This window comes from Lentilactobacillus rapi DSM 19907 = JCM 15042 (assembly GCF_001436255.1).
GTDB classification, from domain to species: Bacteria; Bacillota; Bacilli; order Lactobacillales; family Lactobacillaceae; genus Lentilactobacillus; species Lentilactobacillus rapi.
This window is the reverse complement of record NZ_AZEI01000084.1, coordinates 1-24555: the sequence shown is the minus strand read 5'-3', so window position 1 is coordinate 24555 and position 24555 is coordinate 1. Positions and strand designations below refer to the sequence as shown.

17 protein-coding genes are annotated in these 24555 nt (G+C 42.8%); 13 read left to right on the top strand and 4 right to left on the bottom strand.

Annotated elements, in window-relative coordinates:
• Window positions 1-204 carry a helix-turn-helix domain-containing protein gene (locus tag FD12_RS12715; protein ID WP_054748295.1) on the top strand — a complete coding sequence of 68 codons (204 nt, stop codon included), beginning with the start codon at window positions 1-3 and terminating at the stop codon, window positions 202-204.
• 408 nt (window positions 205-612) lie between these two features.
• On the opposite strand, the gene FD12_RS12710 is transcribed toward FD12_RS12715, so the two are convergent.
• The 3 genes from FD12_RS12710 to FD12_RS12700 all read right to left on the bottom strand — a co-directional run bounded on the left by FD12_RS12710 (window position 613) and on the right by FD12_RS12700 (window position 3015).
• Window positions 613-1749, bottom strand: a complete 1137-nt coding sequence (locus FD12_RS12710; RefSeq protein WP_054748297.1) for a GH25 family lysozyme — start codon at window positions 1747-1749, stop codon at window positions 613-615.
• Window positions 1750-1822: 73 nt separating this feature from the next.
• Complete coding sequence (locus FD12_RS12705) at window positions 1823-2020, bottom strand: hypothetical protein (RefSeq protein ID WP_054748300.1); 198 nt, start codon at window positions 2018-2020, stop codon at window positions 1823-1825.
• Between the two features lie 44 nt (window positions 2021-2064).
• Window positions 2065-3015, bottom strand: coding sequence for an AraC family transcriptional regulator (locus FD12_RS12700; RefSeq protein WP_056983389.1), 951 nt, complete (start codon window positions 3013-3015; stop codon window positions 2065-2067).
• 421 nt (window positions 3016-3436) lie between these two features.
• Between FD12_RS12700 and FD12_RS12695 the strand changes: the two genes are divergently transcribed.
• From FD12_RS12695 to FD12_RS12660, 9 genes are all read left to right on the top strand, one after another.
• The gene (locus tag FD12_RS12695) at window positions 3437-4858 is read left to right on the top strand and encodes an MFS transporter (protein ID WP_056983388.1); all 1422 of its coding nucleotides are present in this window, start codon (window positions 3437-3439) and stop codon (window positions 4856-4858) included.
• Window positions 4859-4904: 46 nt separating this feature from the next.
• Complete coding sequence (locus tag FD12_RS12690) at window positions 4905-6875, top strand: glycoside hydrolase family 127 protein (RefSeq protein ID WP_054748302.1); 1971 nt, start codon at window positions 4905-4907, stop codon at window positions 6873-6875.
• A gap of 198 nt (window positions 6876-7073) precedes the next feature.
• Complete coding sequence (locus FD12_RS12685; RefSeq protein WP_056983387.1) at window positions 7074-9473, top strand: DUF5776 domain-containing protein; 2400 nt, start codon at window positions 7074-7076, stop codon at window positions 9471-9473.
• Between the two features lie 329 nt (window positions 9474-9802).
• Window positions 9803-10990, top strand: a complete 1188-nt coding sequence (locus tag FD12_RS12680; RefSeq protein ID WP_054748313.1) for an MFS transporter — start codon at window positions 9803-9805, stop codon at window positions 10988-10990.
• A gap of 335 nt (window positions 10991-11325) precedes the next feature.
• On the top strand, window positions 11326-13212 hold the full coding sequence (locus FD12_RS12675; RefSeq protein WP_056983386.1) for a DUF2264 domain-containing protein: 1887 nt from the start codon (window positions 11326-11328) through the stop codon (window positions 13210-13212).
• A gap of 215 nt (window positions 13213-13427) precedes the next feature.
• Complete coding sequence (locus FD12_RS12670; protein WP_054748315.1) at window positions 13428-14423, top strand: LacI family DNA-binding transcriptional regulator; 996 nt, start codon at window positions 13428-13430, stop codon at window positions 14421-14423.
• A 461-nt stretch (window positions 14424-14884) separates the two neighbouring features.
• Entirely contained in the window at window positions 14885-15010 is a 126-nt protein-coding gene (locus tag FD12_RS14325) for a hypothetical protein (RefSeq protein WP_263862423.1), read from the top strand.
• A 327-nt stretch (window positions 15011-15337) separates the two neighbouring features.
• Window positions 15338-17149 (top strand): beta-glucuronidase, encoded by a 1812-nt coding sequence (gene uidA, locus FD12_RS12665; protein WP_056983385.1) that lies wholly within the window; start codon window positions 15338-15340, stop codon window positions 17147-17149.
• Window positions 17150-17734: 585 nt separating this feature from the next.
• On the top strand, window positions 17735-20290 hold the full coding sequence (locus FD12_RS12660) for a glycoside hydrolase family 30 protein (RefSeq protein ID WP_056983384.1): 2556 nt from the start codon (window positions 17735-17737) through the stop codon (window positions 20288-20290).
• A 200-nt stretch (window positions 20291-20490) separates the two neighbouring features.
• On the opposite strand, the gene FD12_RS12655 is transcribed toward FD12_RS12660, so the two are convergent.
• On the bottom strand, window positions 20491-21069 hold the full coding sequence (locus FD12_RS12655; protein ID WP_054748317.1) for an LOG family protein: 579 nt from the start codon (window positions 21067-21069) through the stop codon (window positions 20491-20493).
• A gap of 160 nt (window positions 21070-21229) precedes the next feature.
• Between FD12_RS12655 and FD12_RS12650 the strand changes: the two genes are divergently transcribed.
• The 3 genes from FD12_RS12650 to FD12_RS12640 are packed head-to-tail and all read left to right on the top strand — an operon-like array spanning window position 21230 to window position 24007.
• Window positions 21230-21673, top strand: a complete 444-nt coding sequence (locus tag FD12_RS12650; protein ID WP_054748319.1) for a GNAT family N-acetyltransferase — start codon at window positions 21230-21232, stop codon at window positions 21671-21673.
• 28 nt (window positions 21674-21701) lie between these two features.
• The gene (locus FD12_RS12645) at window positions 21702-22904 is read left to right on the top strand and encodes an MFS transporter (protein ID WP_082622273.1); all 1203 of its coding nucleotides are present in this window, start codon (window positions 21702-21704) and stop codon (window positions 22902-22904) included.
• A 32-nt stretch (window positions 22905-22936) separates the two neighbouring features.
• On the top strand, window positions 22937-24007 hold the full coding sequence (locus FD12_RS12640; RefSeq protein ID WP_054748321.1) for a M24 family metallopeptidase: 1071 nt from the start codon (window positions 22937-22939) through the stop codon (window positions 24005-24007).
• Window positions 24008-24555: the final 548 nt, after the last annotated feature.

Below are 24555 nucleotides of genomic sequence, written 5' to 3'. Positions count from 1 at the left end.
ATGGCAATTGTTGTAAATTTAGATGTGATGTTAGCAAAACGAAAGATGTCCGTTACGGAACTATCCAAAGAAGTTGGCATTACCATGGCGAATATTTCAATTTTAAAAACTGGCAAAGCTCGGGCCATTCGATTTTCGACCCTTGATAAACTGTGTGAGGCGTTGATGTGTCAACCTGGTGATTTATTGGAGTACCGGGAATGATTGCTCGTTGGAACATGATTATTGTGAGCGGTAGAGGCTCAGAAATTTGCTGACGAAAAATCACTATTGAAACGTGATGGCAATTCCAAATCGATTTTGAATCAAGTGAGTGTATTGAATTTAAGATAATTTGGTAAGAAAATAGACCAAAATAAAAACTGGTAGTCAGGATCGAATTAAAAGTCCATGACCACCAGTTTCACGTTAATTTTAGAACTTGTCTATTCGATGTGTCTGATGTACCGATCCAAGACCGCAGCACCTAGTAATTTGCCATTACATGGAGTAAACGCGCTCCGACGCCCCTGATCCCTACTGCATAAGCTAAAGGGTCCAACGATGAACAAAAGGCGTTCACCATTGGACCCTTTAACTTATGCTCCGGGATCACCCAGGGCTCGTCGCGCTCTACTTCAAATAGCCTCTCCAAATCCAGCCACCATGGTTCCCTGTGGTGCTCTTTACATGATAATAAATTGCATAATGACCGCTATTCTTCTTATATAATTTCTCATGCGCATCGGTGACCCAGGTAACGTTTGGTAATGCTGAATTATAACCATAACGAGTGCCGAGATGCTTGGAATAACGGGCACCCTTGGTTGTTGTATAGTAATGTCTGCCCATATTCTTTCGCCAAACCAACTTAACCGATGCAGACCGCGAAGCCGAATATTGTTTGCCAGCTGATGGACCAGGTACCAAGACAACTTGGGGCTTCTTTGATGCATGGGTGGAAGTTGGCGTCGTGTTGGATGCACTCGATGAACTTGTGGCACTGCTACTGCTTGAGGAAGACGACGTGGCGGCCCCTGATGTATTGACGGTTCCTGAATTTAAGTAGTAATCATTATTCATTGAGCTGACATCCAGATTCTGGTTGATACTTGGGAAGCGGTAATCAGATGCCCACTGCCAGGCATTGGCGTTGGGATATTTGGAGCCGCTGGGTTGGTTCGGATAATCAGCAATCCAGCCAGCATTTGTGGCATTGGTATCAACGTGGACGCCAAGCCAACTGGCCATCGTGTACAGATCAGTCTTATTGTAACCAGCTTGGTTCAGTGCGGCGTCAAATGCTGCCAGGTTGGCATCATTGTCAGCTTTTGACACTTGTGCCAGTTCACTTGATTCAAAATCGGTGACCATGACAACGTTGGTCGAGCTTGTCACTGATTTCACAGCGTTAATAAAGTTTTGAGCTTCGGCTTGAGCTTGGTCAGTCGAAGTAAAGTGAGCAAAATGATAAAAATTGATGCTTAAGCCGGCTTGTTGGGCGTATTGCACCTGTTGGGAAAGGTATGGATTCGCATATCCCGTTCCTTCTGAGGCTTTAATCGTGACGGCTTTAACCCCGTTTGAGGCCAGGGTTTGATAATCGGCGGCAGTTAAATTGCCCTGCCAGCTGGAAACATCAACCATGTCGGTTTTTGGCAAATTACTTGAAGGATAAAGGGCGGCGTTTGCATTAATAGAACTACCCATTAATATTCCACCTGCGACCAATCCCAAAATTGCCAAACCGGATTTTCGGTTTATTTTCATACTTTTTCACCCTCATTTAAGTATTGTGTTCACTCGTGATACTAACACGAATAGAGGGTTTACAGAAGGATTTCTACTTAGATTTATCCTTTTTGCGATCTAATGAAAAACTCCAGTAAATTAGCAGTAATACTACGGCTGTAATTGTAATTGTTGTAATATTATTTGGCATCTGATGGGTACTAACCCGCCAAGCAATTGCAATCAAAATAATTTGGAAAAACCAGGAAAGAATCGACTGGCCGGCAAATCTTGTTCTTAAAAATTTCATTGATGTTTCTCCTATCTTTAAATGAGTGGGTTCTAGCAACTGTCCTATTCTGGAATATCACCATTTTCTGGGATATAGTCAATTGAGTCAGCAATCCGCTTTGGAATTGGGATTTGTGGGTCAACGTGGGGATTGTTCAGGTGAATCAAATTGTAAGACTTGCGGTATTCACTTGGCGATAGCCCCATTTCACTCTTAAAGCGTCGCATGAATACCTTGGGATCATTGAAGTATGAATTATCCGCAACCTGTTTGATTGGCATCTCCGTTCGAACAAGCAATAAAGTGGCGACCTCAATTTTGACGTGATTTAAATATTGAAGCGTTGTCATTCCTGTGCAGCGTTTGAACAACCTGGTCAGATAATCGGGGTTTAAATGAACCCGATCAGCGATTTCGGCGACCGTTAAGGTGCTGGACATATTGGCCCGAATCCATTCTTTCATGTAATTGATGCGGGTGCTATCCTCACTAGCATCGGGGCGATTGAAGTAAGACTTGTACAACTGAATTAATAGGGCAGACACGAGGTAATCTCGCTCTTCAATAAAGGATAGCTCGTTGTGGATCGATAAGATCTGGTGAATTAAAATGGTTGCTTCTTCATAATCATGGAGCTTGAAATACATTGGTAAGAAAATTTTGCGTTTCTTACTCTGCTTAGCCTTCACTTCCGCCGTCATCACATCTTCGTCTGAATTCACAGCATCTTCTTTGTGCTGTGAGAAAAAGTGGAGCCAGTAAAAATCAACGTCATTTGGGGAATCTTGATACCCATAGAATGTGGTAAATGGCGGAACAATCAAGACTTCGTGGGGTTGGAGTGTATAGCGCTGGTCATTGATTTGGAGATAGACCGGCCCTTTAATACACAAAATCAATTCATAGTCACCCTTATGATACATTCTGCGATGGCGCCAAGGCCCATGAGCAACAAATTCGCCTCCTTTGTAATATAGAAGTGTTTTTTCTAGTGTAAATGTGGAAAATAACATAATAAAGACCCTCCTAAAGCTTAGTCGGAAATGGTCACCAAATATACATAAAAGAATCAACTAAGTAAATGTCGGAAATGAACACCAGATATCATGAAATTGTACATAAAGGCATTTCACAAGCGACTTATTAATGGCTAATAATAGCAACTGGTCGGATTGTATCACCTCTTTTGCTATTATAGCCCTTTTTTTCTGTTTTGAAAACGGTTACTATTTAACTTGTAAATAGGAAATGGTTCCTTGGACGGAGGAATCCATTTGGAAAGGAAGTTGAAAATCATGAGAATGATTAGTTCAACAATTAGGAGCTCACCTACTTGAGAATAATCCTTCAAATTTCGATTCAGCTATATTTTTTATTTTTTCCGCAAATGAAAGCGGTTAGATAAATTCTATATATACAACGGAGGTTTTCATCATGAGTTCAAATGCAAATGTAGATTCAAATACGGCAAGTGCCCAGGCATTACTTGCCAACGATACATTGCCATGGCACAGAAAAGTAACCTATGGCTTTACGGATATGTCTGGTAACTTGCTTTACTGTATTATCAGTTCGTACATGCTTTACTTCTTTACGAACGTTTTCGGCTTGTCAGTTGGAACAGCCGGTGTCCTGCTATTAATTGGTCGTATCTTTGATGCGATTGGTGCTCCTGTCATGGGTATCCTGGTTGACCACACCCACAGTAAGTATGGTAAGAGTCGTCCGTGGTTCTTGTGGATGTCATTACCATTTGCCGTCTTCGTTTGGTTGCTATTCACAACCCCAGCATTGAGCGGCACAATGAAAGTTCTTTACGCTGGTGTTATGTATATCTTGGCTGACTTGTCATACACGGCTATGTCAACTCCTATCACTTCAGTACTTCCTAACTTAACTTCAAGTACTGATGGCCGGATGCAAGCCAACTCAATTCGTTTGGTTCTTGGTAACGTTGGTAACTTCTTCGCCGTAACCTTTATCATTCCATTTGCCGGCTTACTTGGCGGCGGTAACGACCAAAAAGGTTGGTCATTAGCTGTTGGAATTTACTCAATCGTTGCCTTCATTCTTTTGATCGTTGCCTTCTTGGATATGCGTGAAAAGAATATTGAAAACGAAAAAGTCATCACAATTAAAGAAAGTTTGAAAGCCACTAAGGGTAACTGGCCATGGGTTTTGATCGTTGTTGCCAACTTGGCTTACTGGACTGCCTTCATTGTTCGTAACTCATCAATGCCTTACTACTTCCAGTACAACATGAGCAGCAAGACCTTAATTTCATTCTTTAATGGTTTCACAATTATCCAGGTTATCGGAATGGCTTCAGTTCCATTCTTCGTTAAGTTCATGCACAAATGGGGCACAACCGTCTTCTTCTTATTGATGACAATGGTTGGCCAAGCTTGGATTGGCTTTGCCGGTTCAAACGTCACATCTGCTTTAATTGGCTGGTGTGTTGCATGTATCGGTTCTGGTTCTGCCTGCACAATGTTCTTCGCCATGGTTGGTGACACTGTTGACTTTGGTGAATGGAAGACCGGCGTTCGTGCCAACGGATTCTTAACTGCTATTGGTGCTTCATTCTGTATCCAAATGGGTTCAGGCTTTGGTTCATTCATTGCTTCAATGATTCTCAAAGGCTTTGGCTTCAACGCTGCAAACAAAGTTCAAAGCGCAGGTAGCCTTTCAGGAATCAGCTTCACATTCGTTTGGGTTCCAATTATCATTTACGCAATCAGTTTGGTATTAATGATTGTTTACCGTAAGTGGGAAAGACATGAACCAGTTGTTAAGGCTGACCTTGCAGAACGTAACGCCAAGGCTGCCCAAGATGCAAAAGCTGCACAAGCATAATGTTGTATTAAGTTAATGGACTAACACTTTAGGAGGAAAGAGTACTATGCAAGTTTATACAACTCCAAAATTGAATAAGGTTAAAGTTACTTCAGACTTTTGGAAACGATATCGTGAACTCGTCGTTAAGGAAGTACTTCCATATCAATGGAAAGTCATGAACGATGAAGCAGATATTTCGATTTCTGAAGATCCCCAAAACAACGGTCAAGACAAGAACAGTCATGCGATTGCCAACTTGAAGATTGCTGCTGGTCAAATGAAGGGTCACCACTATGGCTTTCCATTCCAGGATACTGATGTTTACAAGTGGTTGGAAGCTGCTGCCTACTCATTTGGGTATCATCCAAATCCAGATTTGAAGAAGATCACCGACAACTTGATTGATTTAATTGCCGATGCTCAAGAAGATGACGGTTATCTGTCAACTTACTTCCAAATCGATGCCCCAGAACGTAAATTCAAGCGTCTGCAACAATCTCACGAACTTTACACGATGGGTCACTATATTGAAGCCGGTGTTGCTTATCATCATGAAACAGGTAACGAAAAGGCTTTGGATATTGCTAAACGAATGGCTGACTGCATTGACAAGAACTTTGGCCTGGAAGAAGGCAAAATTCACGGTTATGATGGTCACCCAGAAATTGAGCTTGCCCTTTCACGTTTGTATGAAGAAACTGGTGAGAAACGTTATCTTGACTTAGCTCACTACTTCTTGAATCAACGGGGCCAAGATCCAGCATTCTTTGAAAAACAAATTAAAGCCGACGGGGATAGTCCTGACCGTGACCTGATTCCAGGGATGCGTGACTTCCCTCGTGAGTATTATTTGGCCGCTGAACCAATTAAAGACCAAAAAGTTCCTCACGGCCACGCAGTTCGAGTTGTCTATCTTTGCACAGGAATGGCTTACGTTGCTCGATACACTGGCGACAAGGACTTACTTGCAGCCTGTGATCGTTTCTGGAACGATATCGTTAAGCGTCAAATGTACATCACTGGAAACATTGGTCAAACAACCACTGGTGAAGCATTTACCTACGATTACGATCTGCCAAACGATACTGACTACGGTGAGACTTGTGCCTCAGTTGGAATGTCATTCTTTGCTCGTCAAATGTTAAATATTCATGCTAAAGGTGAGTATGGGGATGTTCTTGAAAAAGAATTATTCAACGGCGCCTTAAGCGGAATGGCACTTGATGGCAAGCACTTCTTCTATGTGAACCCACTTGAAGCTGACCCAGCTGCATCAAAGGGTAACCCAGGTAAATCACACGTGTTGACTCATCGTGCCGACTGGTTCGGTTGTGCATGCTGCCCAGCCAACTTGGCTCGTTTGATTGCATCTGTTGATGAGTACCTGTACACCGTTAACGGCGACACAATCTTGTCACACCAATTCATTTCAAACGAAGCTGAATTCGATGACGGCTTGAAGATTGTTCAAACTAACCACTTCCCATGGAGCGGTGACATTCACTACGAAATCGAGAATCCTAACGACAAGTCATTCAAGTTAGGTATCCGAATTCCAAGTTGGTCAGCTAACTTTGACCTGGAAGTGAACGGTTCTGCTAAGGACTTACCTGTAGAAGACGGCTTCATCTATCTTGATGTTGATGACAAATCATTAACCATTGACTTGAAGCTTGATATGGATGTTAAGGTAATGCGTGCAAGCAACCGGGTTAGCGATGACTTTGATAAGGTTGCCATCCAACGTGGCCCAATCGTCTACGCAGCAGAACAAACTGACAACCAAGCACCACTTTCACTTTATGAAGTTACCCCAGGCGCTAAGACTGAATACAAGTTTGACAAGAAACTCTTAGACGGTGTTGGAGTCGTGAAAGTTGCTGCTAAACGTCAAAAGATCGATGACGAAAATGCACCACTCTATGTTGATGCAAGCAAGCCAGTAGAAACTGAATCTGCTGAACTTACGATGGTTCCATACTATGCATGGGCTAACCGTGAGAATGGTCAAATGAGGGTTTGGCTGAATAAGTAATCGAGATTGATTAACTGAATAATTTGGTTCGGGGGAATCACTGAAAAGATACGTCTTTTTGGTGATTCCCCTTTTGTTTGGAAATGCAATCGCTTACTCTTGCGAATTGAGGTACGTACTTTGTTACGGTAGGCATCAGAAATTTTGAAATCAACAAACATTGAGGTTGAAAACTAATTAGTAAAGAGGGTTACACATATGAACAAAGGTAGACAAATTGTGACATTGCTGGCTGCAGCTGCTATTGGTGTTGCGACGGCCGGGTTTTCAGGTATCGTTTCCAAGGCAGATACCCAGCAAATTAACGTTGACACGACAACGGCTGTTCGCCAATCAACAACTCATGTTGCTTCCGGTGGCTTATATGCAATGTCAGATGGCAATACGCCAAGCACCGACCTACTTTCAGGGATTAAACCGAAAGTATTTACGCAGGCTCCTCCGGGTGGCCAACAAAGTCCCAATGGTTTGCCACCAGCTGGTGACTTTATGAATGTCGCATCGCTGTCTAGAAAGGTTGGCAGCAAGATAATTATTAGATTACCGGATCATTTTAAAAATTTCCCATATAATTACACAACAAATGCCGGTTTTGAAAAGGACAAGGCTAGCTGGTTAGCCAGTGTCGATGAAATGGTGCAAAAGGCCAAATCATCGGGTTATGCTAACGATATTTATGGTTATGAGCTTTGGAATGAGCCAAACTGGACCTTCGTTGGTAATAGTGGCAAAACGATGGACCAATATTACGAAATGTGGAATGCCACATACAACGAAGTTAAAAAGATTGATCCAAGTGCCAGAATTGTCGGACCAAGTATTGAACATTGGGACAAAAATTGGATTACCGGATTCTTGACCAACGCAAAAAAGAATAAGACCTTGCCTGATGTTATTTGTTGGCACGAATTAGAGGATGGAACTGCTGCCTCATTCCCTGATCATGTTAAACAATTAGATGCAATCGAAGATAGTCTGGGAATTCAGCATCTCCCGGTAAGCATCAACGAATACAGTGCCCCTCAACAGACAGGTGTTCCTGGTTTGATGGTTCATTATATTCAAAACTTTGAAAATGTTTCTGAACTTGATAGCTCATGTATCGCATTTTGGTACAACTACGGGCGAATGGATAACTTGTTAACGGACCAGCAGAAACCAAACGGTGGTTATTGGCTGTACAAGTGGTATGGCGATATGTCGGGACAAATTGACAAGACGAGTACATTTGATACAAACGGTGATTTAGCCAGTGTCGCAAATACAACTAGCGACAAGGGCCAAACCTCAGTGATCTTTGGCGGTACTACGGGTGATGCAACAGTGAATATCAATAACTTGGATACTTCCAAATTTGCTAAATCAGCAACCGTTCAAGTAAAAGAAACCCCTTGGAATGGGGTTGATACTGCCGTTACTAATCCTAAGACAATTGTGACAGGAACTGTTCCAGTCAAAAATGGGAGTGCTTCGGTCCCTGTAAAGGATTTAAAGGCCGCAAATGGTTATCAGTTAGTAGTAACTCCGTCTGATAGCAGTTCAACGACTTCTCAGTTACAGTACACACAACCCCAAGCAAGTGATCCAATTCGAGTAGAAGCAGAAAATAGCACCCTTTCTGGAACTGCTAAAGTTTATCAGGGGAGTTATGCATCAGGAGATAAATTTGTTGGCACAATCGATAGTGATCAAAGTGGTGTCACTTTCAAAGCAAATGCACTTTCTGCTGGTCAATATCAATTAGAAATCGGCTATGCAAATGGTAACAAGGATAAACAAAATGCTTCTGATAAGGTGACACTGAATAATGCTCCTCTAAAGGATGCCGTCTTTCCATATACGACGGGCTGGACAAACGCGGTACCAAATGTGGATGGCACGAGAAAGGTGCTTCAATATGGGAATGTTTCATTAAATAAGGGTGAAAATACGTTAACCCTTATGAAAGGGACAAGCTCTGCCGAACTCGACTACGTTCAATTTACCCCTGTAAATCCTAACCCAACGCCAACTCCCGTTAACCCGGATAATTCTGGCAATAATGGTAATGCCAATGCTAGTTCTTCGAGCACCGCATCCTCTGCGGTAGTTTCAAGTTCCAGCAGCTCGACGATTGAACAGCCAACCACTCACACAAATAATCATGCGAAGGCTTTCAGGAACTTTAAGATATATGCCAAAAAGAGCTTCTATCAATATAAGAGCGTCAACTTTATCAAGAACAATCGTGTCAAAAAAGTTGTTGTGAAGAGTCGTACCACAGCACCAACTTTCACGGTGATTGGTAAAGCCAAATCTAATAACGGCGTTACGCGCTATAAGTTGAGTAATGGCAATTACATCACTGCCAGCTCCAAGTACGTCGGTCCACTATACTGGCAAGGTAATCATAGTAAGTTGTACGTGATTAACAAGCATGGCCTGTATGAATACAGGGATGCTAATCTTTCCAAGAAGTCTCAAGTAAAGCATCTCAAATTGGGCCAGCTGGTGAAAACTCAAAAGTTGGTTAAACACGGCTCAACAACTCGTTTTCAACTAACAAATGGTCATTATATCAGTGGTAATAAAAAATTGACTTCACTGGTACGACCATGAACCTCATTGTAAAAAATGACAGTATAAATCGAGTACCATAGAATTTGATTATCAAAGTCATCTCGTTTTGACGACGACTTATGGGAGACTGTGACAAGAAGTGATTTGATTCCAAACTTTAAATAAAACAAGCAGTGCATCTTGGTTTTTGGAGGCACTGCTTGTTTTCGCTTACATCATTAATGAAAGCATAATATCGTTTTCATTATCAAAAAAAATCTCATCTTCCTATATCACTTATGGCTATTATGCCCTATAATACTAGTGATTATGAGGAACTATCGGAGCGATCCGATTGGCTGTGGGATTTGATTTGGAGGCAATTAATTATGAAAACAAGGCCTGAAATGGTGGCTTTTTCCATTTTGGCATTATCATTACTACCGATGTCGACGGGGGCAACTGCCGCAACGATTCCGGGATTAATGAAACAATTTACTGGCGTTTCTGCAGAGACGGCAGAATTATCGGTGACAATCCCATCGTTTACGATGGCAGTATTTATCGTGATTAGTAGTTTCATTATCAAAAAAATTGGTACCAAGAAGATTGTTCTTGCTGGAACAGGGTTAACTGCTTTAGGAGCAATTATCTCGATGGCGGCGCCAAACATTAGTTTTCTATTGATTGGGCGGGCTTTGATGGGAGTCGGCATTGGCTTATTCAACGCTCTTTGTATTAGTTTGATTGATCGTCTATACAGCGGCCAAAAGCGGGAAAGACTGCTTGGATTCCAGAATACCTTTCAGGGTCTTGGGGCTGCTGGGGGCGCATTAGTAGTAGGACTCATTTTGATGTTCGCAAATTGGAAAATGACATTTGGCTTTTATCTGATTAGTATTCCCTTGTTCTTGCTGTATCTAATATTTGTTCCCGAAATCAAATTTGATGATGAAAATATTCAGGATACCCAGAAAGTTGACACAAAAGTATCCCTAACTTCTAAGTTCCAGTTTGGTTATTACTGGATTGTGTTATTCATTGTCATGGTCTTTTATATGACGGTTAATGTGAAACTTCCTTCATATATACTAAATAATAATTTTGGTTCCTTGGCCGTCGGATCCAGTGCCGTTGTTATTTTATCAATTGGGACAATAATCGGTGGTTCGATTTATGGGCTGGTTTATGCCGTTTCAAAGCAGTTTACTTTGCTACTTTCAATTTTCATTGAAGCCGTGAGTGTTTTCGCAATTAGTGCTGCCGGGTCGTCTTTGACCTGTCTCATCGGTGCCTTTGGTGTAGGCTTCAGCTTTGGTCTCTTCATTCCATTCATTTTTTCGAAGGGACTGTCATTTGTGCCTCAAAAATATAGCAATGACGCAACGACGATATTGATGGTCAGCACCAATTCTGCTAACTTTCTCTGTCCATATGTTAGTAAGCTGATTAACGTGGGCGGAACTGATCACAGCCTGTTCTTTACGGCTGGTATCATTGCGACAGTTGTATGCATCGTTGAGTTGGCCAAGATATTGGCTAATAATAGGCCAAGAATTTCAAGACAGACAATCTAATGATCTAAGAGATTTTTTCTGTTAGCTGACCTGTGATGATCTTCAAAACAATCTAAGATTAGTTGGCAAAGTGTTGATAGATGCCACTTGGCTTGTGTTCTTATATTGACAAAACATGCGCCAAACGGCTGATTCCCGCCATTTAAGCTAAAAAAGTAATGCATTCTGGTTTTGGAATGCATTATTTTTTTGGCTTAAATTCTGGGATCAAATCGCCGTTCGTCCCAATCTATTTTAGGAAAAAGAAGTAAAACAGCCTTGCGTTTTAGTAAAAACGGATGTATTCTAAAGTCGTTAAAGCGCTTACAGAAGATGGAAATACGAGGTGTTTTTAGTTGAAACGGAAATTATTTAACGAACAGATTAAAGAAAATCCATTGCGCAGTAAAGCCGATGTGAAGGCGGCATTGGTTGACATTTTAACTCCTGCAATGGAAGTCCTCAGTCAGCAAAAACGAAAAGGCCGTTTTCGGATGAGTGACAGCGGGGCCGTTTATATTCAGGATAAGACTGAAGTGGAAGGCTTTATGCGGTTGCTTTGGGGCCTGGGTCCATTCTTTAGTGATCCGAAGCGGATTTACGAAAAACCAGATTGGTACGAACTAACCACTCAAGGCATTATTGCCGGGACTGATCCTGATTCCCCCGACTATTGGGGCGGCGACTTGGGTGACTACGATCAGGTTTTCGTTGAAATGGGTGCCTTGACGGCTTTCTTATACGAAACCAAAGCAACGTTCTGGGACAACCTTTCCGTGCCAAAGCAGAAGACGATCGTTAAATGGATGGATCAAGTAAACCATAAGACAATCCCAAAGACCAATTGGTTATTCTTCCGGGCGATGGTCAACCAGTTTATCGATGATTCCGGCTATATGGATAATTCCGAGTTAATTGATGCCGACTATGCGATCACCAATAAGCAATACCTGGGTCACGGCTGGTCGTATGATGGTTATGTCAACCAGATTGATAACTACATTCCATTTGCCTATCAGTTCTTTACGATCCTGACGGTTGGCTTGGCCGATACCGATAATCAACAATCCCAATTGTTGAAAGAACGAGCTAAAGCCTTTGTTCCAAGTTATGCCAACTGGTTTGCAGCGGATGGCGCGGCACTGCCATTTGGCCGCAGCCTTGATTATCGGTTCGCCCAAGCAGCCTTTTGGGCAGCCTATGCATACGCCCACGTTGATTTGCCAGCCGGATATAGCTTAGGTGATATCAAGCACTTGTTGCTGAACAACCTGCGTTGGTGGTTTAAGCAAAATATTTTTCAAAGTGATGGTTTGATTCCAATTGGTTATGCCTATCCAAATATGAACTTTGCGGAAGGCTATAATGGGCCAGCCTCAGCTTATTGGGCGTTGAAGACGTTTATCTTCTTCGCCTTACCGGACGATGATCCATTCTGGACAACTAAGGAAAGCGACGACTTTAAATTTGAAGCGCTCAAGAAACAACCAGAACCTCGCATGTTAATTGCTCACAGCCAAAATGGCTTGGAGGTCCAATCGTTTACGGCTGGTCAGCACTCTCATGAACATGCTCATGGGGAAGATAAGTACGAAAAGTACGTTTACTCAACCACCTTTGGCTTTAGTACCGCCAAGGGAACGACGCTTTTGAAGCAAGGGGCGTATGACAATACGCTGGCTGTTTCTGAAAGCGACAACTGGTGGCGAACGGCTTTCAAGTACGAAGATTACGCAATTCATGATAATTACGTTTATTCTGATTGGAAACCTTGGGACGATGTTGAAATTAAGAATTACGTTGTGCCGGCAATGCCTTGGCACGTCCGGGTTCACCAAATTGATACCAAACGGACCTTGCATTTAGCTGAAGGCAGCTTTGCAGCGCCTGATTACGGTAAGGATTATCAAAAAGAAATCCCAAGCACCGCAGATAATGCCGTCTTCTATAAAACTGAGGTCGGAATCACTGGAATTGTTGGTCTGTCAAAAGAATTGACTGCGGAATTATCGGTTCCGGAACCTAATACAAATTTATACTTCCCGAAGACAAAGATTCCATTACAGACAGGAGTCTTGAAGCCGGGCAAGTACACTCTGATTTCTCTTTATTTGGGGGATCGAGAGTTAGAGTCCTTGGATGATGATGGTAACTTAGTGATTCCTAAGGTAAAACTGACGGGCAATCAATTGTCAATTTTGTTTAAGCATCATGATGTGACCGCAACTCTGACGGAATTCTAGATCGTGAACGATTACACTATTGTCATCAAAAGGCTGTACCTAAAGGAAATACTTAGGCAACGGCCTTTTTGTTTTTGGTAAAATTTTAGTAGATTAAACGTTTAAATTGTTTATTCGATGTTGAACAAGTGGTAAACTAAAACGGTATTGGTGGACGAATAAATTAAGGATGAATTTTTGGGGATTAATAATATGATGAATATTAGGGTGGTAAGATGACAACAATCAAAGACGTGGCAAAGGAAGCCGGAGTTTCAATTTCGACAGTTTCAAGGATTCTTAATTTTGACGATACTTTGTCGGTTGGTGATGGCACGCGTCGTAGGGTGCTAGAGGTTGCCGAAAGGTTGCAGTATAAGAAGCGAACCAAGCACACACCTAAAGCCAATCAAGAAATTGCGGTCGTTCAATGGCATTCAGATAAAGAAGAGCTAAACGACCTTTATTATTTGCAAATCCAATACGGAATTGAGAACCGGGCGGCAACGCTGGGAACTTCAATTGAGCGGATTACGTACGAGTCAATTGATAAGAATAAAATGAAAAAGTTTAGTGGCGTGATTGCCGTTGGTAAATTTGATAAGACAGAAGTCACTGAGCTCCAATCATACGGCTTGCCGCTTGTCTTTATTGGCGAGAACTATCTAGCGTATGGGTGCGATTGTGTCCGTAGTGACTTTGAAACACCGGTTATGAAAATTGTTGACCGATTCATTGACCGGGGGATTAATGATATTGGCATGATCGCCGGTAAAGAACAGACGACTACTGAGAAATTGGGTGTTCGAGATCCACGGGTGGCCACCTTTAATAGCTATTTAAAGCAAAAAGGTTTATACAATGAGGATTTTGTCTTCCAAGGCCCGTTCGGTCCAGACTCGGGCTACACATTGATGACCCAAGCCATTCAAAAATTGGGGAAGAAATTACCTCATGGGTTCATGATCGGCAGTGATTCGATGGCCGTGGGGGTTTTGCGGGCGCTTCAGCAGAACAAAATCGATGTTCCCAATCGGGTTAGCCTGATTAGTTTTAACGATGTCGCAATTGCCAAGTATACCAGTCCAGCCCTGACAACGGTTCACGTTCACACAGAATTAATGGGTGAACGGGCGATTGAAATGCTTGACCAACGTATGAAAGAACCCAAGAAGATCCCTGAACTGACGGTGATCGCAACGGAACTGATGGAACGGGAAAGTAGCCTGTAAACTGGGTGTCAGGAAACTTAGGTTAGCAGATCCCAGTTAAATTAGACTGTCACCTCAAACGGTAACAACCCGAGCGCGTTTTGATGAATGAACCCGCTCTAATCCTCTGCATTGATAATCATTTTCAAAGGCAGTTTCTAACTTGATAAAAAATTAGAGACTGGGACATTAGGCGATTTGATCCCAGAATTTAACGAAAATGACCAATTATTCCTGATTTTGGAATAGTTGGTCATTTTTGTTAAATGGCCGGGATCAGCCGTTTGGCGCAGCTTTTATCTAGGTGGCTATGGGGATCTATGTGAATGATCATCGATTGAAAAATTAATATATGTCCCGGCCGCTTTTTTCATGAAAAAGTTTTTAAGCAAATTATTTAACGAAGGCCACTCAGGGCTACTATACTGAGAGTTGAGGAAAAGATTAAAAGTTTCACAGAATTGAAAGAGGAGGAATTGATTATGAAAACACTTAAGAATATTTTAGTTCGCGTCAACGAACGAAAGAATGGCCGTTTAGTATCAAAGCAAGGTAAGTTGGATAATCGTCTATTTTGGAATCAGGTTATTACTCGTGATGAAAAATAATAGTGTGATCAATCAATGACGCATCCCTTCGAAATTGAAGTGGATGCCTTTTTTGATCCTAAACAACTATCTTAATCGTTGGATTTTACTAAATTGCGAGCTCATCAAAATAGTGAGTACATAAGCCAGCAAATCGGTGATCCAGCCAATAGCTGCGCAAATTAATTTTCGGTGTGATGTTTCTTTGACCACAAAAGTTTTTGTAAATTAGCGATTTATTTTACTAAAATATGTTGACTATCGGCCATTAAATAGTAAACTTAAGTTGTTGAATAAAGAAAGCGTTTACTTTAACTTAAATTTGTTATCATGAAAGGATCAATCACAATGGAAAAAGATCTGTTATATCCTGTTACCAATGCATATCGTGAGGATCAAAAGTTGGATGGCCTCTGGGATTTCAAGTTTGACCCTGCATCTGAAGGCGAAGCAAACGGGTGGCCAACTGGCTTGGAGGATCCAATCAAGATGCCGGTTCCTGCCAGCTTCAATGATTTCTTTACAGATAAAGACGCTCGTGAATATACAGGTGATTTTTGGTACCTGAAAAAATTCTTTGTGCCAAACTATTTTGAAGGCAAAAAGGTCGGTATTCGATTTGGCGCTGCGACCCACCGGGCAAAGATTTTTGTGAATGGTCAAGAAATTCGGTCTCATGAAGGTGGTTTTTTACCATTTACCGCTGATATCACGGATGCCATTAAGCTGGGTGAAGACAATGTGGTTGCCGTGAAAATTAATAATGAACTCCACCGGGATGCACTGCCGGCCGGGGATACGATTACTTTGAAAAATGGCAAGAAGATGGCTAAACCGTTTTTTGATTTTTACAACTATTCTGGTTTGAACCGGAGTGTGCATTTGGTCGCAATCCCTAAGGAAAATATTGAAGATTATTCGACCACTTACGAAGTCAGTAACGATCAGGCCACGGTTCATTACAGTGTTGAAGCGGATTCGAATGCGGACGTCAAAGTGAGCTTAGCTGATGAAGATGGTCACGTTGTGGCGACTGCAACCGGCGCAGAGGGCGACTTGGTGGTTGAGAACCCCACCCTTTGGCAGGTTCGCGATGCCTACTTGTACACAATTAAGATTAAACTAGTTCAGGGCGGCACCGTGGTTGATGAGTATAGCGATGAAATCGGTTTGCGAACCATCGAAATTAAGGGTCATCAGATTTTGGTTAATCACAAACCAGTTTACTTAAAAGGTTTCGGTCGTCATGAAGATAGTATCTATGCTGGCCGGGCATTCGACTTAAACGTTGAGCGCCGTGATCTGAATTTGATGAAGTGGATTGGCGCAAACTCCTATAGAAGTTCACACTATCCATATGATGAACAAGCCTACAAGTTTGCGGATCGTGAAGGAATTTTGATTACCGATGAAGTCCCGGCGGTTGGCTTTAAAATGGCCGCTGCCAGCTTCCTTGGCGGTCTGGATCAGTCGTTCTTTGATGGTGATTGGATTGATGACTTATACAAGAAACACATTGATCAAGTGAAGGATATGATCAAACGGGATAAAAATCACCCAAGTGTCTTGGCCTGGAGCTTATGTAACGAACCTGATACCTCCAGTGATTCTGCGGTTCCATATTTCACGAAATTGTTCAATGACAGTGCTGATCTGGACCCGGAAAAGCGTCCGCGGACCTTTACCCTGAATGAAGACGATACGTTTGAAACGTCCAAGTGTCTTAAATTCCCAGACTTTTACTTACTCAACCGCTATCCTGGCTGGTACCACAAGTGGGGATATGAAATTTCTGACGGTGAAGCTGGTTTGCGAGCTGAATTGGACGAGTGGCAAAAGTCTGACATTGATAAGCCAATCGTCTTCTCAGAATACGGCGCTGATACCGAGCCGGGGCTGCACAAACTGCCATCGATTATGTGGAGCGAAGAATATCAAATTGAATTGTTGGAAATGTTTAACCGGGTTTTCGATTCCTACGACTTTATTCGTGGGGAGCAACCTTGGAATTTGGCAGACTTCCAAACCGTTGAAGGTAATATGCGGGTAAACGGTAATAAAAAGGGGATTTTCACCAGAGATCGCCAGCCAAAAGCGGCCGCATTTTATCTGCGGAAGCGTTGGAACAGTTTGCCGCTCGACTATAAAGCCGACAAATAGTGATTAATTGAAGCAGTGGTCGCCCATTGAGTGGTGCAGGCCACTACTTTTTGAATCTGGTAATTCTAGGACAGCTTGCCAAAGCAGGGATCTGCATGTAAGCACCTCGAACAAAAATTCCAAAAACCGGAATTTCCGTTCGAGGAGACTTACACTCCGATCCCTAACCGCTTTGTTCAGCTCACTTTATTTTAGGACAGCTTACCAAAGCAGAAGTCTGCACGTAAGCACCTCAAGCAAAAATTCTCAAACCCGGAATTTCCGCTTGAGGAGACTTGCGCTCCGACTTCTAACCGCTTTGTTCGGCTCACTTTATTTTAGGACAGCTTTCCAAAGCAGAAGTCTGCACGTAAGCACCTCAAGCAAAAATTCCCAAGCCCGGAATTTCCGCTTGAGGAGACTTACGCTCCGACTTCTAACCGCTTTGTTCGGCTCACTTTATTTTAGGACAGCTTTCCAAAGCAGAAGTCTGCACGTAAGCACCTCAAGCAAAAATTCTCAAACCCGGAATTTCCGCTTGAGGAGACTTACGCTCCGACTTCTAACCGCTTTGTTCAGCTCACTTTATTTTAGGAGATCATATAAATGAATCATACAAACTTTGTAATTGACGGTGACCAGCTTGACCTTGATGACAAGGATGGTCATACATTTAAAGGCTTTGGCTACCTGAGCTGTAACAATTCCTCACGATTATTGTTGGATTATAAGTGGGAACATGAGGACAGCTATAATCAAATCCTCCAGATTCTCTTTGGCGGCAAGCATCCTTTGATGAGGATGATTAAGCTGGAAATGGGGGATGATGGCAATACTTCCTCTGGCACCGAGCCGGCGACAATGCGCAGTGCCGATGATGCCGCTAATGTCAAACGAGGAGCTGGCTTTCAACTGGCTGCCGATGCCAAAGAGCTCCAGCCGGCTTTAAAAACGGCCATATTGAGATGGGGAGAACCAGGATTCTTGCGTAAGCTGTGGGTGAATGTCAAATCCGCTGATCCCGACAAGTTGGTGCCGGAATCCGCGTTTGAGCCGATGTATCAATGGTACAAGCGGACCATTGTTGCTGCCTATCAGGAATATGGGTATTTGATTGATTACGTTGATCCAGATCGAAATGAAACCAAGCACCCAATGGTTCAGTGGATCAAGTGGTTCGCTGATCGAATCGCAAACGATCGCACTGCATTTCCAGCTAAGTTTCCGATTGACCAATATAACCGAATTAAAATCATTGCCGCAGATCAAAACTATGAACGCGATTTCGGGGATATGATGATTGCCGACAAGCAATTACGGGATAAAGTAGCCGCAGTTGGATTTCACTATAATACTGATGATGGGACAAACAAACCGTTCACCAAGCTGGCAGATGATCTTCAGCATGAAGTGTGGTATAGCGAAGGGATTGCCCCAATGACCTTTGGCAAATACCGGGTTAAGGCGTCAAATGGAGACGGAATTGGCGGCAAACAAAGCGGGCTGGATGTGGCTAACCGATTGATCAAGAGTTACGTCAACTCACGCCGGAGCTTCTATATTTTCCAGCCAGCAGTTTCCGCTTACTACCCCGGAGTCAACTACAGTCATAAGGAACTGATTGCAGCTAGTCGGCCATGGTCTGGCCATTTCGAAGTCGACAATGTTGGATTGCAGTGTATGAAGCATTTTAGTGACTTTGCCAAAGCCGGCTGGGCAGATGAAGGCGCCTGGCGTTATCTAACCAGTGCCTGTGACAGTGGCGTTGGTGGAACTGAAAACTTGGATCATAATCGGGAGGCACCCAGTTATTTGACGTTGATGGCGCCGGATAAGCAAAACTTTTCAGTTATAATGGTGAATGATAGTTCGCAAACTCGAACGTATCATGTTGCCATTAAAAATGTCAATTTGGCTCCCAATCAGAAACTTGTAGTTTGGGAAAGCATTGGTCCTGAAAATTCGGATCAAGACTATGACACTAATTTAAAGCGCGTCCGGGAAAAGCTTGAGATAACCGCCGGCATGGTAAACATTGTGGTGAATCCCCATTCAATTGTGACCGCCACCACCTTGAGCTTGGAAAACGATGATGAGGTGGCTTATCACAGAGTTGAAAGCCGCCACGACGATTACACCCTTGGGATCGATGGCGACAACCGGATTCTTTACGAGGATGATTTCTCTTATGCTAAGTATCCTAACAATTATCTGAGTTCGCGGGGTAATACTCCAAGATATACCGCTGATCAAGGTGGCGCATTCGAAATTGTCAAGTCAAAAGGCAAAAACGTCTTGCAACAGATGATTACTGAGGATCAACGGGCCCTTGACTGGGAGTACTCGTTTGCACCAAACTTTACGATCGGTGACGATAAATGGACTGATTATGCGGTTAATGTATCTATGAAGTTCGATCACCAGACGATTCAGAATTCACCAACCGGAAACTATTTCGGAATTGGTTTGCGCGAGTTAACGGATGTTAATGGTAGACTTGAGAGTGCCCCATATGTGTTTAAACTATACACAGACGGCCTCTGCGAGCTGGTCAAAGAAGACCGAGTCGTTAAATTAGCACATGTCGATCAATTAGCGTTAACGAAAACTCATCAAATTAGGTTTTCTGCAAATGGCAACAATTTAGAGGCAGCCGTTGATGGAAAAGTTGTTTTCAATTTTACGGATACGGATAATCCAAAATTTAGCGGCCGGGTAAAAATCGGTTGTGGTTATTATCATACCCAGATTGAGAAACTGGTCATCAAGAAGGCTGCCACAGGAAGTTCACTGATTTCTCGCCGTTTAGATGATCTTGACGATGCCATTTCGTATACTGGGGATTGGAATCACGTTTGCGGCCTGGGAAACACAAAGTGGAATCGCACCCTTTCCTATGGAACCGGGAGCGACCAGCAGCCGACGACGGTTTCGTTTGATTTTGCCGGGAGTGGGTTTTCATTGATTGGCAAACAGAAAGCTGACTGTCATTTGAAAGTAGTTGTCGATAACCAAGTCCTGGCTTGGAATATGCAACCTCAAATGGCTGAAGACCGCACGGAAAATAGCCTGTTCACCGGTTTATCCACTGGGGAACATCATGTAGAAATCACAGTGGTCGATGGGACTTACACACTTGATGCAGTTGAATGGTTGGTGTGAGTACGAGATTGTGACGAAAGGTGATTTGATCCCAGAATTGCAAAAAAGCAGTGCATTCACATTAGATGCATTGCTTTTTTGGCTTAAATGGCCGGGATCAGCCGTTTGTCGCAGCCTTTTCTAATCCAGATAGGGTGGTGAGTCACGTTAATTGATTTCTGCGTACCCGGATCAAAAAACGCTTAATCGGGTTATTCGGCTCAGTTGTTATATGTCCTGACTCTCGGTGGTACATAGCTCTCCATGAAGGCCTTTATCTCAGGTAATGAATCGGAGAACAGCACCTTTTTCCTGTCGGCAGCAGTTAAAAAGCCCACAGATACCATCTGATCGAACATTTGAATGAGTGGTCGGTAGTAATCGTTGACGTTATAGAACACGCACGGATTCGGGTTGTCTCCCAATCTTGCCCAAGAAAATGACTGAATAATTTCTTCTAAAGTCCCGACGCCGCCCGGCAATGCAATGCAGCCGTCGGACAGTTGCATCATTTTAGCCTTTCGTTCAGACATGTCTTTGACCACAATTAATTCTGATAGTGAGGCGAGTTGAGGGGATTCTGCTCCTCGCTGGACTAATTGGGTTGTCATGACGCCGCGAACCAGACCGCCTTGCTTCAAGATTCGATCGGAGATGACGCCCATTAAGCCAACACCCCCACCTCCATAGATTAATTCATAATGATTTTCAATGAACCAGTCAGCCAACTGGATTGCGGATTGGGAATAGATGGGCGAATTTCCTGAACTCGCGCCACAATAAACAGCAATTTTCTTCATATGAACGCCTCGCTTTATTATGATTCCTAATTATAGGATAGTCGGCTGGTTCTGAAAAGGTTCTTCAAGACTTGAAAATAGCTGAATCAACTTTCGCAAATCCTTTTAAATAGTCTATAATTGAATCACTTGGAGTTAATTTATAGAAAGGAGACCAAAATTGAAACAGATTATCTTAGCGGATCACGATCCTCAATGGCACCATTTTGCTAAATTAATTGGGGCCGTTTCCTGGCCAGCCGGTAAATATTTAGCAAATGAGATGATCGCTCATCACTTCCTGGATTGGGAGCGCGTGATTGTATTAACCGATGGCGATCAACTGGTCGGCTTTTGTGCAATTGTCAAAGAAGACATTGTTAAAGCCAGTGGGTATTCGCCGTTCATCGGCTATGTTTTTGTGAGTGAGGCCTATCGGGGTCGTCATTTGAGCGAGCGGCTGGTCACCATTGCTGAAAGTCAGCTAACTCAGGTTGGTTTCCGCAAAGCATACATCGTTACCAAGCACATTGGGCTGTATGAAAAGTTTGGTTATCAACAAATTGGTACCTCCATCGATCAAATGGGGCGTAAAATGCGAATTTTAGAGAAAGAACTGAAGTAGAATTTCATAATTGAGGAGAGAATTTTAAATGAAGGAAGAAACAACGCCAGTGTCCCACCGAGTTCTTCTTGGTGCCTTACTCATATTTCTGGTTGGGGCAAATATGCGGACGGCGATTACAGTTGTCCCGCCAATTTTAGCAAATATTCAAAATTCATTTAGTTTACCGGAATGGTTTCTGGGGAGTTTGACGACGATCCCCCTGATTTGTTTTGGGTTATTGTCACCAACCGTTACCTTTTTTATCCGGCGATTTGGAATTTTAACGGTCACGATGGCGGACTTGTTGTTACTCGCAATTGGAAACTTTGTCCGCGTGTATTCTTTTACGGGATTACTAATTGGAACGATTTGTATTGGGTGTGGGATTGCCATGTTAAACGTTTTGGCGCCGACTTTGGTTTCTTATTTGTTTCCGATGCGAATTGGGACCTACACCGGGATGTACGTCTTTGCGATGTCGTTATCGAGCGCAATTTCAGCCGGTTTTAGTTCCGTTATCAGCCAATGGATTTCGTGGCAAGTCATGATGCAGTTTATTTCAATTATTCCAGTTATTGCCATTATTGTGGCGGTATTATTGAGTATCAGCCAGTCAAAAATGACAACTAATAAGAAGAAATCGTATCATCACGGGCAAACGCAAACTTCGCCATGGAAACGGCCGTTAGCTTGGGCACTTGGTGGCTTCATGGGATTACAGTCATTGTTGTTTTATTCAATTTTGACCTGGCTGCCACCGATTTTGATGGCTTCAGGAATTAAGCAGAATACTGCCGGTTATCTGCTGGGGTTACTCCAAATAACCGCCTTGCCATTTTCATTTATTATTCCGAGAATTATCAGTGAGGCTAAACGGCAGTCAACCATGGTCCTGACGATTGCTGTCATCTTTTTTGCAGGACTGGGGAGCTTATTGCTGGCGACCGTGAGTTTCTGGTTTGCGGTTGTGGCCTGCATCTTGCTGGGGCTTTCGACTAACATGGCTTTCAGTGAGGCGATGACCTTATTCAATTTGAAGACTCGTGACCCGAATGAAACGGCCGCTGTTTCTGGCATGGGGCAGTCCTTTGGTTATCTGTTAGCGGCTGCTGGGCCAATGATTTGTGGGTACGTTCATAGTTTGACGTCAAGCTGGACAGTTGTCTTGATTTTCCTGATCGTGGTTGTCGCGATGATGACATCAGTTGGCTTGCTGGTCGATCATGAGCGATATGTATTTAGTGATTAAGTAGCAAAAATAATGATAGGAGTGTGGTCGGAATGAATCAAAGAATTAGTCGTTTTCAGAAAACAATGGCCCAACTAGGGTTGGATGCATTTATCGTTACGAATCCTTTCAGTTTGGAATACTTAACCGGCTTTCAAGGATTACCTGGAGATGGCTGCTTAGCGGCGACCCCGAATTCTTTGACCCTGATTACCGATGCTCGTTATCAAGTCGAATTGGAAAGTTCGCTTCCAAAGGACATTAATCTTGAAATCACCCGCGATTACTATGAAGTCGCCCATAAAGTATTAACTGGGCCGAAGTTCCAACGAGTTGGGTTTGAGACCTCCGTTAGTTTCCAGCTCTATCAAACGCTCAGTAAGCTCTTTGGCGATGCCTTAATTGCCGAAAATGGCGTGGTTGAAAAGCTTCGTGAGGTAAAAGATGCAGATGAAGTGGCTACTTTGCGGAAGTCAACTGCCCTGGCAAGCGAAGGTTTTAACGAGTTAATCAAGCATGTCCGAATTGGCCAAACTGAACGACAGGTATCTAATTGGTTAAATAATTGGATGTTGGAACATGGTGCTGAAAAGCCCAGCTTTGATACGATTGTCGCCAGTGGGTATCGGTCAGCATTACCCCATGGATCGGCGTCTGCTAAACAGTTGGAAAAGGGTGATATGGTCACCGTTGACTTTGGTTTCTACGTCGATCGTTACACATCAGATTGTACCCGAACGTTTGCTTTGGGGGACCCAGGTGATGAACTGAAAAAGATCCACCGGATTGTCTATAACGCCCAAGAGTTAATGTTTGACGTCATTAAGCCAGGTGCCAACGGTCAAGAAGTCGACGCTGCCGGGCGAGATTACATCGCCAAGCAAGGTTATGGGAAATACTACGAACATGGTAGTGGCCACGGAATTGGCTTGGACATTCATGAAGGGCCCAATTTTGGCCCCCGTTGGAAATCAAACATTTCTGAAGTTAACAATGTGATGACCGTTGAACCTGGAATTTATTTGCCGGGAGTGGGCGGCGTTCGAATTGAAGATGACCTTCTAATAACCGCCCAAGGAAACGAAAGATTGACAACCGCACCTAGAAAATTGATTATCTTATAAAATGTTCATTGTCATTAAAGCCCATAGACATCACGTTTATGGGCTTTAATGAATAATAAGAGCAAACTAATTTGATTAGAAAGGTTGACATTTTATGAGAGGATTACTATACTTCTAATCAATCATTAAATCTTGGTAAGGAGGTAGCGGTCATGAAAATTATTAATGCAGATATGAACATCGTAATGGCAGCACCTCTTAGCCAAGATTTAGCCTTATTATTAAAGATGAAGGACCCGACATTGATCGCGAGCTAGTTTATCACTAGCAAGCCATCAGTAAGTTGAGCCCTTATTTTCATTTTTAATGATGAGGGCTTGATCAATCAAGATTTTTAACCTCATTCATTAAACGAATGAGGTTTTTTTATATCTTTTGGGAGGGGTAAATATAAGGAATAGTGCTTATCTTGATTTAACGCATCAAAGTTAGGGATTAGAAATTAGATACATAAATATTGAAAGTGGGTAGATTTTATGAAGAAAACGATGATTAAGAAACTGTTTGAGATCTAAATTGAGTTTTGGTATACTTTTGCAAAAAAGGAA

Bases quoted from the DNA above. Each gene is read 5' to 3' on its own strand.
- FD12_RS12715 (WP_054748295.1), top strand. From the start codon at position 1: ATGGCAATTGTTGTAAATTTAGATGTGATGTTAGCAAAACGAAAGATG.
- FD12_RS12710 (WP_054748297.1), bottom strand. From the start codon at position 1,749: ATGAAAATAAACCGAAAATCCGGTTTGGCAATTTTGGGATTGGTCGCA.
- FD12_RS12705 (WP_054748300.1), bottom strand. From the start codon at position 2,020: ATGAAATTTTTAAGAACAAGATTTGCCGGCCAGTCGATTCTTTCCTGG.
- FD12_RS12700 (WP_056983389.1), bottom strand. From the start codon at position 3,015: ATGTTATTTTCCACATTTACACTAGAAAAAACACTTCTATATTACAAA.
- FD12_RS12695 (WP_056983388.1), top strand. From the start codon at position 3,437: ATGAGTTCAAATGCAAATGTAGATTCAAATACGGCAAGTGCCCAGGCA.
- FD12_RS12690 (WP_054748302.1), top strand. From the start codon at position 4,905: ATGCAAGTTTATACAACTCCAAAATTGAATAAGGTTAAAGTTACTTCA.
- FD12_RS12685 (WP_056983387.1), top strand. From the start codon at position 7,074: ATGAACAAAGGTAGACAAATTGTGACATTGCTGGCTGCAGCTGCTATT.
- FD12_RS12680 (WP_054748313.1), top strand. From the start codon at position 9,803: ATGAAAACAAGGCCTGAAATGGTGGCTTTTTCCATTTTGGCATTATCA.
- FD12_RS12670 (WP_054748315.1), top strand. From the start codon at position 13,428: ATGACAACAATCAAAGACGTGGCAAAGGAAGCCGGAGTTTCAATTTCG.
- FD12_RS14325 (WP_263862423.1), top strand. From the start codon at position 14,885: ATGAAAACACTTAAGAATATTTTAGTTCGCGTCAACGAACGAAAGAAT.
- uidA (WP_056983385.1), top strand. From the start codon at position 15,338: ATGGAAAAAGATCTGTTATATCCTGTTACCAATGCATATCGTGAGGAT.
- FD12_RS12660 (WP_056983384.1), top strand. From the start codon at position 17,735: ATGAATCATACAAACTTTGTAATTGACGGTGACCAGCTTGACCTTGAT.
- FD12_RS12655 (WP_054748317.1), bottom strand. From the start codon at position 21,069: ATGAAGAAAATTGCTGTTTATTGTGGCGCGAGTTCAGGAAATTCGCCC.
- FD12_RS12645 (WP_082622273.1), top strand. From the start codon at position 21,702: ATGAAGGAAGAAACAACGCCAGTGTCCCACCGAGTTCTTCTTGGTGCC.
- FD12_RS12640 (WP_054748321.1), top strand. From the start codon at position 22,937: ATGAATCAAAGAATTAGTCGTTTTCAGAAAACAATGGCCCAACTAGGG.